This is a genomic window from Rhizobium grahamii (genome assembly GCF_009498215.1).
Lineage (GTDB): Bacteria > Pseudomonadota > Alphaproteobacteria > Rhizobiales > Rhizobiaceae > Rhizobium > Rhizobium grahamii_A.
This window is the reverse complement of the sequence record NZ_CP043498.1, coordinates 2,160,802-2,176,641: the sequence shown is the minus strand read 5'-3', so window position 1 is coordinate 2,176,641 and position 15,840 is coordinate 2,160,802. Positions and strand designations below refer to the sequence as shown.

Genomic DNA, 15,840 nt, shown 5'->3' with positions numbered 1-15,840 from the left:
AACTAGCGCCCGTCCTCTTCCGTTTCAGCGATGAAGGCCGGGCGCCCGTCGAATTCCAGCGAGAACTGTCCGCGTCCGGTCGGTACCAGCTGGATGGGCGAGGCCTTGTCGGCAAGGCGGCGGCGCAGGAGCAGCAGCCGGGTTTCGAGATTGTCCTTGAATTCGGGAAGCTTGAGCGATGTGGAAAGCCGCAGCTCGCGGTTTGTGAAGCCGGTGCGGCCGGTTTCCGCGTGGGTTTTCAGCATGTGGTTCAGCAGGCGGCCCGCGATGCCCTTGATGATGTAATCCCCGGCGATGAAGATGCTGTCGTCGAAGGCGAAGTATCGGATATCGATCCGGCGGGCGCTTCGGTCCGGCGGCGAGGCGGGCGGGATCGGTCGCTGGTCCTCGGGCGAGGCTTCCGACAGCGCGATGAAGGCGGCCAGATGCTGAGCGGCGAGCGTCAGTGCGGCCTCGTGAACGACGCTGAAGGCAAGCCGCTGACGGCTTTCGGCGCCGAGAACGCCCACCAGGCGACCGCCGGCCACCATCGGCACGGCGATCTGGCTCATCGTCTCGGCATCCATCGGCGGGGCGATGGTGCGGGTGAGGTTTTCATTACCGGCCGAGGCTTTCACGGCGGCGCTGTAGCGGCGGGCGCGGCTAAGGTCGCTGATCTTGACGATCTGTCGTTCGCGGGCGGCGCTGCCGAATACGCCGTCGCCGAAGGGAATTTCCGAGCCGACACCCGAGCGCTCGTATCCGAGGCTGCCGGCGGTGGCCAGATGGCCGGTGTTTTCGTCGGCGAGGAATATCGCTGCCTGGCCGCATGCGAGCGTGTCGCGCATCCATTCCAGCGTTGCGTCAAGCGCCGCGTCGACCTGCCCAGGAAGACCGGCCAGCGTCATTGCCAGGCTCGCGCTTGCTTCGAGAAGCGGTTCGCTCGCGACCGGCTCGATCGGCGCGGCCACGGGCGAGGGGTATACCGTGATATCGAGCACCCGGAAGATATCGACGCCGCGCAGCCGCATGATGCCCGCCATTCCTACCTGGGCGCTGGTCGCGTCGAGCTGGGTCGAAACGCGGCTGAAGAGCGGGCCGTCGAAGACGGTCTCTTCGTAAACGGCGCGCAGACGGCACTGGCCGCCACGCGCGCCATCGACAAGCAGGATCGCAGCCTGCGGGTTTTCGGAAAGGTTCGTCAGCGTGGTGTTGAAGAACTGGTTGGACAGGCCGACATGCTCGTCATCGACGAGCACCACGTGCGAGAGATAGGATACGTTGGGAATGCCCCGCGCCGAAGAGGTGGCGATGATCGATGGGACGATGCCTTCGAAAAAACGCTCCATGTCGCGAAGCCGAGGCGCGATTCCGGTCATGCCTGGGCTCCGACAAGCGAGCCGGCGCTGCTGCCGGGGGTCTTGATGGAGACGGCGCGGACGTCGAGCCTGGCTATCGCCAGCTCGCGGTTCGTCAGCCAGACGTCGATCATCGATGACGGGACACCCTGCTCGGCGAGTGCGGTCGTGACGCCTGCGATGTAACGTTCGCAGAGCGCCAGATCGTCGGCCGTCGGCTCACGCAGGCTGGCGGCTCCCTTCAGCTGAAGCGAGCGGTAGTCGGATGGGCGAACGAAGGTAAAGGCGGCTTCGCCCGTTTCGCGAATATTGGCAACGGTATCCGGCCACTGCCAGCCGGAGATCAGCACCTCGATGGCCTCAGTGCCCAAAAGAACGCGGCAGCCGACACCGCGGCCGACATCCGGCTGGTTGGCGCCATCGCAGGTGCCGATGACCATCATGACCGGACCGGCAATGAACTCGGCGATTTCCTCATCAAAACGCACGCGGCCGACCCTCCAGCGTCCCCGGAGCGAGCATAGGCGAGGGGCCGGTCGGTTAGCAAACTTTTAGGGAGCGGTCGTGGGCGGTCGATTGTAGGAAATTGGCGTTACAACGGATGAGGTATGAGGAATGTTTGACTTTGACCAATATGCGAGGCGGATCGGCCTCGTGCACACCGAAACCACCCAGGCAGGGCTCGTTGCCCTGCAGCGTGCGCAACTTGCGGCCATCGCCTTCGAAAGCATCGATCCTTTTCTCGGCAAGGCACCCAGCCTGCAGCCCGGCGATATCTGGACGCAGCTGGTCGAGAAGAAGCGTGGCGGCTATTGCTTCCAGCTGAACTGGCTTTTCGGCGAGGCGCTGAAGCATCTCGGCTTTGAGGCACGCTCGATACTCGGCCGCGTTCGCATGGGCGCGCCTGTCGGCGGCGTCAGGGCGCATCTTGCCTGGATCGTGACGATCGACGGGCAGGAGTGGCTGGCGGACGCAGGCTTCGGCGGTCCGGGGCCGCGCGATCCGGTTGCCATTCGCGCCGGCGAACAACTGATCGGCGGCATGATCTTCCGCTTGCGGGAGGATGACGCGACGGGCGAGCTGGTGTTGGAATGGCAGGCGCCGGACGGATGGTTTCCGCTCTTCGGCTTCGATGAAAGCCGCTTTGCGCAGGCGGATCTCGAAGGCGCCAACCAGCTCTGCACATTCTGGTCGGCTCTGCCGTTCCGCGACAACCTGATGATGAGCATCCGGCTGCCGGATGGGGATGTCGCGTTGATGAACCGTGGCCTGAAACGATCGAACGCTCAGGGGACGAAGAGCTTGCAGATCGGATCGGTCGGTGAACTGGCGACCTATCTGCGTGAACTCTTCGGGCTGGATTGCGACGGGGAGATGGTGTCGCGGATCTGGGAGCGGCTCGAGGGGCCGGTGCGGGCGGCGGCCTGACAGGTTAGTCCAGCCGCCGGACTCGGTGGGTGTCAGATCAGCATGAACCGATCGACATCCACCATGCCCCTGTCGGAGATCTTCAGGTGCGGGATGACGGGGAGCGGAAGGAACGCGACCTGGAGAAACGGCTCTTCAAGAGTCGTTCCAAGGGCATAGGCGGCCTTTCTCAAGTGATGCAGCGTGTCGCGCACGGTCTCGTAGGGCTCGAGGCTCATCAGGCCGGCAACGGGCAGGGCAATCTCGCCCGTGACCTTGCCATCCTCGACGACAACAAAGCCGCCCTTGATCTCGCCAAGGCGATTGGCGGCGAGCGCCATGTCGTCCTCGCTGACACCGACGACGCAGATGTTGTGGCTATCATGGCCGACGGTCGAGGCGATCGCACCCTTCTTCAGGCCGAAACCCTGAACGAAGCCGTTGGCATGGTTGCCGTTCTTGCCGTGGCGCTCGATGACGGCGACCTTGATGATGTCGTTGCCGAGATCGACGTCGGTCTGGTTACCCTTGACGGGCAAGCGGTAGCGACGGTGCTCGGTAATGATCTTGCCGGGCATGACGCCGATGACAGGTGTCTCGCCATCGGCGACCGGCACGCCGAAATGGGCGGCATTGACGGGGCGGGCCTTGACGCTGTCGAGGCCGACGGGCTCGACAGGCTTGCGCGTAGCGAAGAGTTCCGTGGTCACCTGACGACCGGCGGCAAAGACGAGATCCGCTCGGCAGTTTTCGAGGCTGTCGATAACCACCAGGTCTGCGCGCCAGCCGGGGGCAACGAGGCCGCGATCGCGCAGGCCGAAGGCGCGGGCAGCCGAGATCGAGGCGGCGCGGTAGATGGCAAGCGGCTCGACGCCGTGCTTGATCGCAGTGCGGATCATGTAGTCGAGATGCCCTTGCTCGGCGATGTCGAGCGGGTTGCGATCATCGGTGCAAAGGGCGATGTAGGGCGACAGGCGTTCGTTGATGATGGGCATCAGGGCGGCGAGGTCCTTCGACACGGAGCCTTCGCGCACGAGGATGTGCATGCCCTTGCGGATCTTTTCTAGCGCTTCGGCGGCACTCGTGCATTCGTGCTCGGTGCGAATGCCGGCGGCGAGATAGCCGTTGAGGTCGTTGCCCGAGAGCAGGGGCGCATGGCCGTCAATGTGCTCGCCTTGGAAGGCGTCGAGCTTCGCCATGCAGACTGGATCCTTGTGGATCACGCCCGGGAAGTTCATGAATTCGGCAAGGCCGATCACCTTTGGATGATCGCGGAAGGGAAGCAACCGCTCGATCGGCAGATCGGCGCCCGACGTTTCCAGATGCGTCGCAGGCACGCAGGAGGAGAGCTGGACACGGATGTCCATGATCGTTTCGAGAGACGAATCCAGGAAATACTGAATGCCTTCGGTGCCGAGCACATTGGCAATTTCGTGCGGATCGCAGATGACGGTCGTGACGCCATAGGGCAGGACGCAGCGGTCGAATTCGTGTGGTGTCACCAGTGACGACTCGATGTGGAGATGGGTGTCGATGAAGCCCGGTACGACGATCTTTCCCGAGATATCGATCTCGGTGTCGCCGTCGTAGCTGCCGCAGGTGCCGACGATGCGATCCTGGGCGATGGCGATATCAGACGCCACGAGCTCGCCGATCACGAGGTCGAAGAAGCGTCCGCCTTTGAGAACGATGTCGGCGGGCAGGCGGCCCGTTCCCTGGTCGATAAGGCGTTCGAGCTTGGCAGTCATGGCATCCTCGTGCTGGCGTTTTATCACTTATAGCCCATGTGCCCGACAAAGCGAGATCGGCTTGCTATCGGGTCCACAAACGAAAACCGGGCGCCCCAGAGGGACGCCCGGCGATCGAAATCGGGAGATCGAAGGCTTATTCGGCCGGAACGATCTTGCCACCTTCCCACTTGTAGAGCGCGAAGCTCTGCGAGGTCAGGTCGCCGGTTTCGCCGTAGGTCAGCTTGCCAATGGCGGTCGAGATCGGTTCGCCGCCCTTCAGCGCCTTGGCAACGGCTTCGGAGTCCTCGGCGCTGCCGGCCTTCTCGATGCCTGCCTTCAGGACTTCGACCGCTGCATAGGCGTTGAGCGTGAAGGCTTCAGCCGGGATGTTCTTGGCGGCAAGCGCGTCGGCAGCTGCCTTGGAGTCCGGGCTCTTGGTTGCGTCCATGGCGTTGGTGAAGATCGTACCGGCGGCTGCGTCGGTGCCGATGTTCCAGAATTCGCTGTTCGACAGGCCGTCGCCGCCGATGATCACAGCGTTGACGGAAAGGTCATGCAGCTGACGGGCGAGCAGGCCCCCTTCCGGATGGTAACCGCCGAAATAGACGACGTCGACCTTCTCGGCCTTCAGGCGGGTGGTGAGCGCGCTGTAGTCCTTGTCGCCTGGGGTCAGCGAGTCGTCGAGCACTTCCTTGATGCCGCCTGCGTTGAGCGTCGCCTTGAAGGAGTCTGCCAGACCCTTGCCGTAGGCACCCTTGTCGTTGATGATCGCGACGCGCTTGTCCTTGAAGTTCTTCAGAACGTAGTTGGCGGCGACTTCGGCCTGCTGGTCGTCGCGGCCGCAGGTGCGCAGAACGTTGGCGAGGCCACGCTTGGTGAGGTCAGGGGCGGTTGCCGTCGGGGTGACCATCAGCACGCCGTTTTCAGCGAGAACGTCGGAAGCCGGGATGGCAACGCCTGAAGTGACGGGGCCAACGACGAAGCGGATGCCATCGCCGACCAGCTGGTTGGCAGCGGAAACGCCCTGCTTCGGTTCGCCAGCGTCGTCGGCGTATTTGAGGATGACTTTTTCGCCGAGGATGCCGCCCTTCGCGTTGATCTCGTCGACAGCAGCCTGCGCGCCATTCTTCACCTGATCGCCGTAGGCGGCAACCGGTCCTGTCAACGGCGCGATGAGGCCGATGGTGATGTCTGCATGGGCGAGCGGCGCAAAGGCAAGCGAGGCGACGAGGGCCGCCGACAAAGTCTTCAGACTCATTTTCTTTCTCCTTGGGTGGGTTCCAAACCCGCGATTTAACTACCGCCGCGGTGAGCCCGGATCGTACAACAGCCCTTGCGGGATGCGCCAAGAGACGATGAGCAGCCGCGCGGCCGAGGCATCCGCCTGCCATGTTTGGCTTCGGCGAGTGCGCAGCAAGTTTCTTAGGAATTTACCGCTGATTTCGCAAGAAGATAAAGAAATAGGGCCCGTTTTTGCCTGATCTGGCAAAAACGGGCCCTGAAACGCATCGATCAGATGTTGTTTTGAAGGATTTCGCGGAGTTTTCCGAAAAGCTCGTCGATGTGGTGCTTTTCGATGATCAGCGGCGGCGAGAGCGCGATGATGTCTCCGGTGGTGCGGATCAGCAGGCCCTTCTCATAGGCCTTCAGGAAGGCGGTGAAGGCCCGCTTGGTCGGTTCGCCGGCAATCGGATCAAGTTCGATGGCGCCGATCAGGCCAGTGTTCCTGATGTCGATGACATTCGGGCAATCCTTCAGGGAGTGCAGCGCATCGGCCCAGTAGTCGGAAAGCTCGGCTGCGCGGGTCAGGAGCCCTTCTTCCTTGTAGGTGTCGAGCGCGCCGAGTGCTGCGGCGCAGGCGATCGGGTTGCCCGAATAGGTGTAGCCGTGGAAGAACTCGATCATGTGTTCCGGGCCGTTCATGAACGCGTCGTGGATCTCCGACGTCACGAAGACCGCGCCCATCGGAATGACGCCGTTGGTCAGGCCCTTTGCGGTGGTGATCATGTCGGGCTTGACGTCGTAGTACTGCGCGGCGAACGGAGCGCCAAGGCGGCCAAAGCCGGTGATGACTTCGTCGAAGATCAGCAGGATGCCGTGCTTGGTGCAGATTTCGCGGAGCTTCTGCAGGTAGCCCTTCGGCGGGATCAGCACGCCGGTCGAGCCGGCGATCGGCTCGACGATGACGGCAGCGATCGTCGAGGCGTCGTGCAGGGTGACGATGCGTTCGAGTTCCGTCGCCAGATCGCCGCCATGCTCCGGCTGGCCGCGGGTGAACGAGTTCTTGCCCGGCTGGTGGGTGTGCGGCATGTGGTCGACGCCCGTCAGCAGCGTGCCGAACATCTTGCGGTTGGAGACGATGCCGCCGACGGAGATGCCGCCGAAGTTGACGCCATGATAGCCACGCTCGCGGCCGATGAGACGAAAGCGCGAACCGTTGCCCTTCACGCGATGGTAGGCAAGCGCAACCTTCAGCGCAGTCTCGACCGATTCAGAACCCGAGTTGGTGTAGAGAACGTGGTCCATGCCCTCGGGCGCGATGTCGACGAGGCGGTTCGCAAGCTCGAAGGCTTTCGGATGGCCGAGCTGGAAGGCCGGCGCATAGTCAAGCTCGCCAGCCTGTTCGCGGATCGCCTCGGTGATCTTCGGGCGGCAGTGGCCGGCATTGACGCACCACAGACCGGCGGTGCCGTCGAGCACCTGACGGCCGTCATGGGTCGTGTAGTACATGTCCTTTGCGCCGACGAACATGCGCGGCTCCTTCTTGAACTGCCGATTCGCCGTAAACGGCATCCAGAAGGCGCGAAGGTCGTTTGGGGTGTTGAGGCGATTGGACATGCTGTTCTCCTGGCCGTTTCGGAGGCCGTTCCCGGTATTGGCTGAAGCGGTTTTTTTACTGCCCGGTCAAATTATCAGGGACTGTCCGGGCGTCAAGCAGACTTGCAAAGCGCCTTGCGGGCACAAAAACGGCGACCGACAAATCAGATTTGCCGGTCGAAAAAATATAGCAAAGGTGCTGAAAAATAGAGTGCCACTCCATTTCGTCGGCGGAGCGGCTTATCGGCAGACCCAATTGGCTGCCGGCGTATTGTTACGCGGCCGACTTGGCGCGCAGCGGCGCGGCATAGATTTCGGTCAGCGTTTCGAGAATGCGGATAACCTGCTCGGAGCTGCTGGAATAGTAGATCGTCTGGGCATCGCGGCGGGTCTTCACCAGCTTCTGGGCGCGCAGCTTTGAGAGGTGCTGCGACAGAGCCGACTGGCTGAGGCCGACTTCGGTGGCAAGCGCGCCAACCGGAATTTCGCCTTTGACGAGATTGCACAGGATAAGCAGTCGCTTCGGGTTCGCCATCGCTGACAGCAATGCAGCTGCAACGTTGGCGTTCTCACTCAAATCAATTGAGTCCATAATGATCTTCCCTTTGAAACAGATTTCAAAAACGCATGCGCCGGCCCAAAATTGGGGGACGGCGAAAACTATCAAGACCCTCTCAAGATTGTATATAGCTAAATTTCAGGTATTGAGTATTTTATGTTAGATATATGTGAATAAACTGCTTCGACGGTCAGTGCGATATCGCCAAACTCCTGACGCAGCAGGGAATCTCCCGAAATAACGTCAAAACCTGCACAGTCGATTCCACATATGTACCAGTCGGTACCGTTGTGTTTTTTAAGCGCGCGCGCAGTGCGTGTTGGTAACTCGGGGTCGGCGGCTATTAATTCTTGCACTATGGCGGCTGCCCGCTCGGCGAGAGCCTCATTCGCGGGAGAACGAATCGTCAGATCGTCAGCCGGCAGGATGTAGGCGCGGCCGAACCCGCCATTGAGGCTGGCGGTTTGCGGCACGAGACGGAAAAAGCGGAAGTCGGGAAAATCGACGTAGAGCTTTGCCTTCGGATGCCTGTTGAGAAAGCGCGTGCGGATGCGATCGTGTGTGGCACTGTCGCGCTCGACCGGCTCGGCGATGCATTGCGTGCTCAATCGCGCATAAGCGAGCGGATCGCCCTTGCCGGGTTCGCCCGTCAACAGAGAAGCACGCTTGTCGACCTGCAAGGCGCGGGTGTGCGTCGAAAGGCCCGAAACCAGGATGACGGGCACGCCGTCCATATCGGTGCCGAGCAGAACGCGGCTGGAGAAGGGGAAGCCGGTGTCGGGGTCGAGAACGGCAATGGCTGCATAACGAGCGGAACGAAGCAGAACGCGCGCAAGTTTGCGCGCGTCGTCGTCGGTGTCTCTCAAAACGGAAGCTTGATCTTTCATGTCCACTTTTCTGGCGGAAGCGGACGGAAGGATCAAGCCTGTTCTTTGCGGCGGTGCTGCGTCAGACCGTTGACGATATCCTGGGAGGAGATCGTGCCGATGATCGCGCCGTTTTCGACGACGCCGATGCTGCCGGGATTGCGCGACAATGCATCGAGGATGTCGATGAGCGGCGTTTCCGCGCGAGCGGTACCGCTGACGCTGGCGCCGGCGGCTTCGCCGAGGCCGGGCTGCATCACGTCCTGTGCCGTCAGCATGCTGATCGGGTTCATGTGCTGCACGAAGTCAGCCACGTACTGATCGGCCGGGTTCTTGACGATCTCCTGCGGCGTGCCGCACTGGATGATGCGCCCACCCTCCATTATGGCGATGCGGTTGCCGATGCGGAAGGCCTCGTCCAGGTCGTGGCTGACGAAAAGGATCGTCTTCTTCAGCCGCCGCTGGAACTCCAGCAACTCGTCCTGCAGGCGCGTGCGGATCAGCGGGTCGAGGGCCGAGAACGGCTCGTCCATCAGGAGGATCGGCGCGCCGGTGGCGAATGCACGCGCCAGACCGACACGCTGCTGCATGCCGCCCGAGAGCTCGTTGACCTTGCGGTCGGCCCACTTCGTCAGGTTCACCAGTTCCAGCTGTTCGGCGACGCGCTTCTTGCGCTCCGCTTCGCCCATGCCGGCCAGCTCCAGGCCGAAGCCGACATTGTCGGCAACGGTTCGCCACGGCAGCAGCGCGAACTGCTGGAAGACCATGGAGACGGTGTGCATGCGCAGGTCGCGCAGGCCCTTGGCGGTGGTCTTGTACGGGTTGCACGGGCCGCTTGCTGTCGAGACGGTGACCTCGCCGCGAACGACGGGGGCTAGCCCGTTGACGGCGCGCAGCAGCGTCGATTTACCCGAGCCGGACAGGCCCATCAGGACCAGGATCTCGCCCTCGTCGATCGAGAGGGAGGCATCGGCGACACCGAGAACGAGGCCGGTCGCGGCGCCGATCTCGTCACGTGTCTTGCCCTGATCTGCCAGCGCCAGCGCGCCTTCCGGCTTGTCGCCGAAAACGATGCTGACATTGTCGAAACGAACAGCCGTCATGCGCCGTCTCCTTCACCCGCGGTGCGGAACATTCTGTCGAGGATGATTGCGAGGATGACGATGCAGAGACCTGCCTCGAAGCCCTTGGCGACGTTGACGGTGTTGAGTGCCCGGACGACCGGTACGCCGAGGCCGTCGGCGCCGACCAGGGCCGCTATGACCACCATCGACAGCGACAGCATGATGGTCTGGGTCACACCGGCCATGATCTGCGGCGTGGCGTAAGGGAGTTCGACCTTCCGCAGCACCTGTATCGGCGTCGCGCCGAAGGATTCGGCGGCTTCGACCAACGAAGGCGGTGTCGAGATGATGCCGAGCCGCGTCAGGCGGATGGGGGCGGGGATGGCGAAGATGACCGTTGCGATCAGGCCCGGCACCATGCCGAGGCCGAAAAGAATAAGCGCGGGAATGAGATAAACGAATGTCGGGATGGTCTGCATCAGGTCCAGGATCGGACGCAGCAGCGAGTAAACCCAGGCACGCCGCGCCGCGGCGATGCCGAGCGGAATGCCGACGATCATGCTGACGAACGTCGAGGCAAGCACGAGTGCCAGCGTTTCGGTCGTCTCCTTCCAGTATCCCTGGTTCATGATCAGCAGCAAGCCAAGACAGGAGAAGACCGCGACGACGAGCGACCGGCGCAGCCAGTAGGCGATCCCGCCGATGGCCAGGATCACGATCAGCGGGTGCGGCTTCTGCAGGACGAACAACAAACCGTCGATGACGTGCGAGAGCACGAATGCGAGCTCGTTGAAGAACCAGTCGGCATTGGAGGTCAACCAGTCCACGAAAGCTTTCGCCCACGGGCCAATCGGAATTTTAGCGTCAGTGATCCAGTTCAAGGGCTCGCCTATCCAGAAAGAACAACAATCAGTGCGGTGACAGGACGAGCGGGGCGGCCTGAACCACCCCGCCTGTCGTCAATCAGAGCCCGAGACTTTTCTTGACGGCGGGCAGGCCTTCGCCGCTGCCGTCACGAGTCTTGACGCCTGCAAGCCACGGATCAAGCGCGGTCGGGTTGGCTTTCAGCCATTCCGTCGCAGCCTTTTCCGGCTCTTCGCCGTCGTTCAGGATCTTGCCCATGATCTGGTTTTCCATCTCGAGAGAGAAAACCATGTTCTTGAGGAGCGCGCCCACATTCGGGCAGTCGTTGAGATAGCCGGCCCGAACGTTGGTGAAGACCTTGGCGCCGCCGAAGTCGGGGCCGAAGACGTCGTCACCACCGGTGAGGTAGGTCAGCTTGAAGTTCTCGTTCATCGGATGGGGCTCCCAACCGAGGAAGACCACGGCCTTGCCTTCCTTTTCGGAGCGAGCGACCTGCGCAAGCATGCCCTGTTCGGAAGACTCGACGACCTCCATGCCCTTGAGGCCGAAGGTGTTCTTGTCGATCATGTCCATGACGAGGCGGTTGCCGTCGTTGCCGGGCTCGATGCCGTAGATCTTGCCGTCGAGGTCATCCTTGTGGGCAGCGATGTCCTTGAAGTCCTTGATGCCGAGTTCGGCGCCCTTGGCATTGGTTGCCAGCGTGTACTTGGCGCCAACGAGGTTGGGACCGAAGGACTCGACCGACTTGTCGTCGAGGAAGGGACGAACGTCCTTTTCCTGCGTCGGCATCCAGTTGCCGAGGAAGACATCCATGTCCTTGTTCTTCAGCGACTGGTAGGTCACCGGAACGGAGAGAACCTTGATATCAGGGGTGTAGCCAAGCCCCTTGAGGACCACGGCGGCAGTCGCCGTCGTGGAGGTGATGTCCGTCCAGCCTACATCCGAAAAGTGGACGGTGGAGCAGCTGTCGGGATCTGCGGAAAAAGCGGCGGTTGCGACGGAGAGAGCGGCAACTGCTGTGGCGGTAATCAGTTTGAATGCGCTTGTCGTTTTCATTTATAGACTCCCAGTCTTACGTTCCCAAGCCAATCACCAATAGCCGAGTTTTACAAGCGACCACAGCGCATTTGCGCCGCATTGCAGTATCCGATTGCGACGCGTCGCTTTTTCCTCGAATGCCGTGAATTGCCGGGCTTTCGAGAATACACACGGGTGAATTTCCTGTGGCTAATCGAAACTCCTCACTTTTCATCGCCGTTTCGAACTTCCAAGAAGCATGGGACGGAGACAGTGATGGCTAAACTCTATTTCAACTACTCGACCATGAACGCCGGCAAGTCGACCATGTTGCTGCAGGCGGCCTACAATTACGAAGAGCGCGGCATGCGCGTCGTCATGCTCATCGCAGCCTTCGACGAGCGGGTTGGACGCGGGATCATCGGGTCGCGGATCGGTCTGCAGGCCGAGGCGATCGCCTTCGAACCGGACACCGATCTTTTCTCGCTGATCGAGGATATGAACGGCGGAGAGGGCCCGATTGCGTGCATTTTCGTCGACGAGGCGCATTTCATGACGCGCGAGCACATCTGGCAGCTTGCCCGGATCGTCGACCGCATGAACATCCCTGTCATGGTTTATGGCCTTCGCACCGATTTCCGTGGGCAGCTTTTCCCGGCCTCGCAGGAGCTCATGGCGATCTCCGACGAGATGCGCGAGGTGCGGACGATCTGCCATTGCGGCCGCAAGGCGACCATGGTCGTGCGTCTCGATGGGAGCGGACAGGTGGTCCGGGAAGGTGCGCAGATCGAGGTGGGTGGCAACGAGAAATACGTTTCGCTCTGCCGGCGTCACTGGGACGATGCGATCAACGGCGAGTGGATTGCCGAGGCGGTTTGACGCCGGCTGTTTTCTTTGGCCGAGCGAAAGGCTAATTTCGGCCATTCGATTCCTGGGGGCGTCCTGTGCGCAAGCCTTTCTCGTTCGACAGCTTATTTGAAGCCGCTCAGGTGCTGGCCGCTGAACTGCCGGGAACGGCAGCGCTGTGCAACGAATTCGTCGGCGAGTTCGCCCGCGATCCGGCGGCGAGCGACGACGAGCGCTTTCTTGCGGAGAACACCCGCTTTCACGCCTTCATATCCGACGGCAGGGGATTGACCGATCTTCTGGCGGAACTCGTGTCGAGCCTCGATGCGCTGACGGTCAAGGTATCCGCCGATCTCGACAGTTTCCGCGGGCTGACGGCCTCCGAGCGGTTCATCGGGCGTTTCTCGCGCCAGCGGATGTGGCGCCGGCATGGCGCGCGGGTCCGCGCGGCGCCGGTCGTTCAACGTCTGCAGGACCTGCTGGTCAAATCGAATGCGATTGCCGGGCTGATCCATACTTATCGTGGAAGCGCACAGGCCTATCACAAGGCCGCCGAGCGCAACCTCGTCGACATTGTCGAGCGCCGGCGCCGGCTTGTCGACGAGATCGACATTGCCCGCATCCGCATCAAGGAGCTGAATGCCAAGGCGCTGACGACGCAGGGCCGGATCGGTCTCTACGGCAGCAAGGCTGAGTGGGACCGGATGGAGCAGGAGCGCAGAGCCCTGAAGGACGAAGCGGAGCGTATCTCTTCACGCGAGCACGAAATGCGCGACGATAGCGAAAGACGCGAGCGTTTCATCAACATCTTCCAGCTTTTCGTCGACGAACTGAACATTCAGATCGGGCGCTGCAACGCCCTGATCCGGAAACTGACCATCGACACCGAGGAACGCCTGCTCATCTACCAGGCGCAGGTGGACACCGACATTCCCGGCTCCAAGGTGCAGATTTCCGCGGAACTGTTCCCCAACATCGCCGAAGAAATCTCGCTGTTCGAGCGGAGCATGCTCCTGCCTCACGAACTGGAGCATCGCAAGCGGGCTGCCGATGCCGCATTCGACGAGCGCTTTCCCGCATTCGGCCAGGAACACAAGGGCGAGGCGCATGCGCCGCTCATCGACACGACCGGGATTTCGTCGCGCCTGCGGTTTCGTTTCCTTCGCTCGTAAGCCGCGCCGAAGAAACAAGAATATCAGCATGATATTGTGATTTGCCAGGCAACGACATATTTCAATGCTCGAAACCTCTCGCCGCATAGGAGTGGACGATGCTTGATCGGATTGCCGGCTTTTTCAGATCGATCGGACGTGTGATCGGTCGCTGGTTGCGGCTTTTCGTGGCATGGGCTTTCTGGCCGTTCATGGCCGCGCGCGGCTGGTATGTGAAGCGGACATGGATGGTAAGGCTGCCGATCCTCGCGCTGGTGGTGCTGCTTGCCGGGCTCTACGGCTACTTCTTCTGGCAGACGCAATCGTGGTCGGGATTCAATCCGTCGTTCGTGGACCAGTACCGCCTCTCCGAACGGACCGTTCCGGCGGGGCAGGAAATACCGCCAGCTGCCGGGGCTGCTCCGACGGCGGCGAAGACCTGCCAACGCTCGGCCATCGTCGATGTCGCGGCGGACCTGACCGACTTCAATGTCAACCAGAACGCATGGATCTCCTCCATGCTGCTCTACCGCCTCGGCTTCTTCGGAATCGACTGGGATCACACGCCCTTCCTCGACAACAAGGCGTCGTTCCAGCGCGGCATCAATCAGGCGATCCGGCGTACATCCGTCGAGCTTGTCGACACGCTCGGACGCGTGCGCGGGACATCAGGCATCAATAACGACCTGCAGAATGCACGCGGCAATCTCCAGTTCGACGAATACAGCTGGTATTTCGGTTTGAACCCCTTCGGGCCAAAGACGCCAACCCCGAGCTATTACCGCTCGGCGATCGAAAGCCTGCGCAAGTTCAACGCCGACCTTGGCACCTGTAACGCCGTCTTCGACGGTCGCGCCGACAACCTGATCCAGTTCATCGACCGGATTGCCAACGATCTCGGCAGCACGTCCGATGTGCTTGCCGAGCGGTCCGCCAATCATTCGCGCGGATGGTTCGACACGCGCGCCGACGATCGCTTCTGGTTCGCCTACGGTCAGCTCTACGCCTATTATGCGATCCTCACAGCGGCGCAGTCCGACTTCTCCAGAGTGGTGGCCGAACGCAACCTCGGTGCGATTTTTTCAGCCACGACGAAGCAGTTTCAGGCGGCGCTGCGGATTCAGCCGGCGATTATTTCGAACGGTCGCGAGGACGGCTGGATCATGCCGAGCCATCTTGCGACCATGGGATTCTATATTTTGAGGGTGCGTTCTAACCTGGTCGAGATGCGGTCGGTACTCGACCGCTGATCGGATCAGGTGATGAGCTTGAGGCGGATCGCCTTGGCAACCAGCTGGGTGCGGTTGACGCAATCGAGCTTTTTGATCGCGCTCGTCATGTAGGCATTCACGGTATGATCGGACAGGGACAGGATCTGGCCGATCTCGATCGAGGTCTTGCCCTGTGCGGTCCAGCGCACCACTTCGCGCTCACGCGCCGAGAGCGCCGGATAGTCGCCGCCTTTCGTTGAGCTGACCTGATTATATGCCTCGATCGCATGCAGCATGATCATCATCAACTCGTTGACTTCCATCTGGCCGAGCGGCGCGCGATTGCCCGCCATCCAGAAGAGAAGCCTGTTTCCATCGAGCGAACGGCATGGAATGGCGATGCCAACCTGCATGTCGAAGGCGTATTTCAACGTCTGCAGTTCCGGCGGAAACACACAATTGGCATCCGAGAGGTTCCAGACCCGGGGCAGGACCGAGTCAGAAACGCCCGAAGAGAAGAGCGGAAGTTGCATGAAGCGGGCGCGATCGAACTGATTTATGTAGGCCGTCGGAAGCGACGTTTCGATCAACAGGGGTTTCAGCAGGAGGTTATCCGGCGAGGGCGCGTCCATCAGGGTGATGTGCTTGAACCCGAACGCCGAGGCAATCCGACAGAGCGTTTCGCCAAACGCCGGTTTGCTTTTGACCGCGGAAATCTCCGCAGTAAGAAGCAACTGTCTTTCCGAAGTCGCTATGTAAGACATCCACGATTCCCTGCCTGCCTGCATTTCAAATCATAAGATATACAAACTGATATATTTGCTAGCGGGAATTGACGCCGTGCACAGTGATTAAATTACACTGTCGTAATTTAATCACCGCCTGATGTGCGAAAACTCGTCTCTGTGACGCGGTTTTCTCAACCTAAAGGAGATACGACTTATCGGGCACTTGGGATGCGGGTGACGACT

Annotated in this window: 15 protein-coding genes; 4 read left to right on the top strand and 11 right to left on the bottom strand. The window is 61.3% G+C overall.

Translation table 11 applies throughout. From position 1 onward, the window contains the following. Nucleotides 1-2: 2 nt before the first annotated feature. Entirely contained in the window at nt 3-1,358 is a 1,356-nt protein-coding gene (locus FZ934_RS10585) for a GAF domain-containing protein (RefSeq protein WP_246737782.1), read from the bottom strand. Beyond that, the gene (locus FZ934_RS10580) at nt 1,355-1,825 is read right to left on the bottom strand and encodes a pyridoxamine 5'-phosphate oxidase family protein (RefSeq protein ID WP_153271032.1); all 471 of its coding nucleotides are present in this window, start codon (nt 1,823-1,825) and stop codon (nt 1,355-1,357) included. Before FZ934_RS10580 ends, FZ934_RS10585 begins: the two co-directional genes overlap by 4 nt. Before the next feature lie 127 nt (nt 1,826-1,952). Between FZ934_RS10580 and FZ934_RS10575 the strand changes: the two genes are divergently transcribed. Then, a complete protein-coding gene (locus FZ934_RS10575) occupies nt 1,953-2,765 on the top strand; it encodes an arylamine N-acetyltransferase family protein (RefSeq protein WP_153271031.1) in 813 nt (270 codons plus the stop codon). 32 nt (nt 2,766-2,797) lie between these two features. On the opposite strand, the gene ade is transcribed toward FZ934_RS10575, so the two are convergent. From ade to FZ934_RS10535, 8 genes are all read right to left on the bottom strand, one after another. Beyond that, nucleotides 2,798-4,492 carry an adenine deaminase gene (gene ade, locus FZ934_RS10570; RefSeq protein ID WP_153271030.1) on the bottom strand — a complete coding sequence of 565 codons (1,695 nt, stop codon included), beginning with the start codon at nt 4,490-4,492 and terminating at the stop codon, nt 2,798-2,800. A 136-nt stretch (nt 4,493-4,628) separates the two neighbouring features. Then, on the bottom strand, nt 4,629-5,732 hold the full coding sequence (locus FZ934_RS10565) for a branched-chain amino acid ABC transporter substrate-binding protein (RefSeq protein WP_113363136.1): 1,104 nt from the start codon (nt 5,730-5,732) through the stop codon (nt 4,629-4,631). A 254-nt stretch (nt 5,733-5,986) separates the two neighbouring features. Then, entirely contained in the window at nt 5,987-7,312 is a 1,326-nt protein-coding gene (locus FZ934_RS10560) for an aspartate aminotransferase family protein (protein ID WP_153271029.1), read from the bottom strand. A 253-nt stretch (nt 7,313-7,565) separates the two neighbouring features. Next, entirely contained in the window at nt 7,566-7,883 is a 318-nt protein-coding gene (locus FZ934_RS10555; RefSeq protein ID WP_056823324.1) for an ArsR/SmtB family transcription factor, read from the bottom strand. Between the two features lie 98 nt (nt 7,884-7,981). Continuing rightward, entirely contained in the window at nt 7,982-8,737 is a 756-nt protein-coding gene (locus tag FZ934_RS10550) for a HugZ family protein (protein WP_153271028.1), read from the bottom strand. Between the two features lie 32 nt (nt 8,738-8,769). Beyond that, nucleotides 8,770-9,819 (bottom strand): choline ABC transporter ATP-binding protein, encoded by a 1,050-nt coding sequence (choV, locus tag FZ934_RS10545; protein ID WP_153271027.1) that lies wholly within the window; start codon nt 9,817-9,819, stop codon nt 8,770-8,772. Continuing rightward, nucleotides 9,816-10,661: a choline ABC transporter permease subunit gene (gene choW, locus FZ934_RS10540; protein ID WP_113363132.1), complete on the bottom strand. Its 846-nt coding sequence runs from the start codon at nt 10,659-10,661 to the stop codon at nt 9,816-9,818. Before choW ends, choV begins: the two co-directional genes overlap by 4 nt. Nucleotides 10,662-10,743: 82 nt before the next feature. Then, entirely contained in the window at nt 10,744-11,700 is a 957-nt protein-coding gene (locus FZ934_RS10535) for a choline ABC transporter substrate-binding protein (protein ID WP_113363131.1), read from the bottom strand. Nucleotides 11,701-11,937: 237 nt separating this feature from the next. On the opposite strand from FZ934_RS10535, the gene FZ934_RS10530 reads away from it, so the two are divergent. The 3 genes from FZ934_RS10530 to FZ934_RS10520 all read left to right on the top strand — a co-directional run bounded on the left by FZ934_RS10530 (nt 11,938) and on the right by FZ934_RS10520 (nt 14,908). Continuing rightward, nucleotides 11,938-12,540, top strand: coding sequence for a thymidine kinase (locus FZ934_RS10530; RefSeq protein ID WP_153271026.1), 603 nt, complete (start codon nt 11,938-11,940; stop codon nt 12,538-12,540). A 65-nt stretch (nt 12,541-12,605) separates the two neighbouring features. Further along, nucleotides 12,606-13,679, top strand: coding sequence for a hypothetical protein (locus tag FZ934_RS10525; RefSeq protein WP_153271025.1), 1,074 nt, complete (start codon nt 12,606-12,608; stop codon nt 13,677-13,679). Nucleotides 13,680-13,777: 98 nt separating this feature from the next. After that, nucleotides 13,778-14,908: a DUF2333 family protein gene (locus FZ934_RS10520; protein WP_153271024.1), complete on the top strand. Its 1,131-nt coding sequence runs from the start codon at nt 13,778-13,780 to the stop codon at nt 14,906-14,908. A gap of 5 nt (nt 14,909-14,913) precedes the next feature. Here FZ934_RS10520 and FZ934_RS10515 read toward each other — a convergent pair whose 3' ends face one another. After that, a complete protein-coding gene (locus FZ934_RS10515) occupies nt 14,914-15,633 on the bottom strand; it encodes a helix-turn-helix transcriptional regulator (RefSeq protein WP_153271023.1) in 720 nt (239 codons plus the stop codon). Between the last annotated feature and the right edge of the window lie 207 nt (nt 15,634-15,840).

Coding starts and splice junctions, on each gene's coding strand:
- FZ934_RS10585 (WP_246737782.1), bottom strand. CDS start 1,358: ATGACCGGAATCGCGCCTCGGCTTCGCGACATGGAGCGTTTTTTCGAA.
- FZ934_RS10575 (WP_153271031.1), top strand. CDS start 1,953: ATGTTTGACTTTGACCAATATGCGAGGCGGATCGGCCTCGTGCACACC.
- ade (WP_153271030.1), bottom strand. CDS start 4,492: ATGACTGCCAAGCTCGAACGCCTTATCGACCAGGGAACGGGCCGCCTG.
- FZ934_RS10565 (WP_113363136.1), bottom strand. CDS start 5,732: ATGAGTCTGAAGACTTTGTCGGCGGCCCTCGTCGCCTCGCTTGCCTTT.
- FZ934_RS10560 (WP_153271029.1), bottom strand. CDS start 7,312: ATGTCCAATCGCCTCAACACCCCAAACGACCTTCGCGCCTTCTGGATG.
- FZ934_RS10555 (WP_056823324.1), bottom strand. CDS start 7,883: ATGGACTCAATTGATTTGAGTGAGAACGCCAACGTTGCAGCTGCATTG.
- FZ934_RS10550 (WP_153271028.1), bottom strand. CDS start 8,737: ATGAAAGATCAAGCTTCCGTTTTGAGAGACACCGACGACGACGCGCGC.
- choV (WP_153271027.1), bottom strand. CDS start 9,819: ATGACGGCTGTTCGTTTCGACAATGTCAGCATCGTTTTCGGCGACAAG.
- FZ934_RS10535 (WP_113363131.1), bottom strand. CDS start 11,700: ATGAAAACGACAAGCGCATTCAAACTGATTACCGCCACAGCAGTTGCC.
- FZ934_RS10530 (WP_153271026.1), top strand. CDS start 11,938: ATGGCTAAACTCTATTTCAACTACTCGACCATGAACGCCGGCAAGTCG.
- FZ934_RS10520 (WP_153271024.1), top strand. CDS start 13,778: ATGCTTGATCGGATTGCCGGCTTTTTCAGATCGATCGGACGTGTGATC.
- FZ934_RS10515 (WP_153271023.1), bottom strand. CDS start 15,633: ATGTCTTACATAGCGACTTCGGAAAGACAGTTGCTTCTTACTGCGGAG.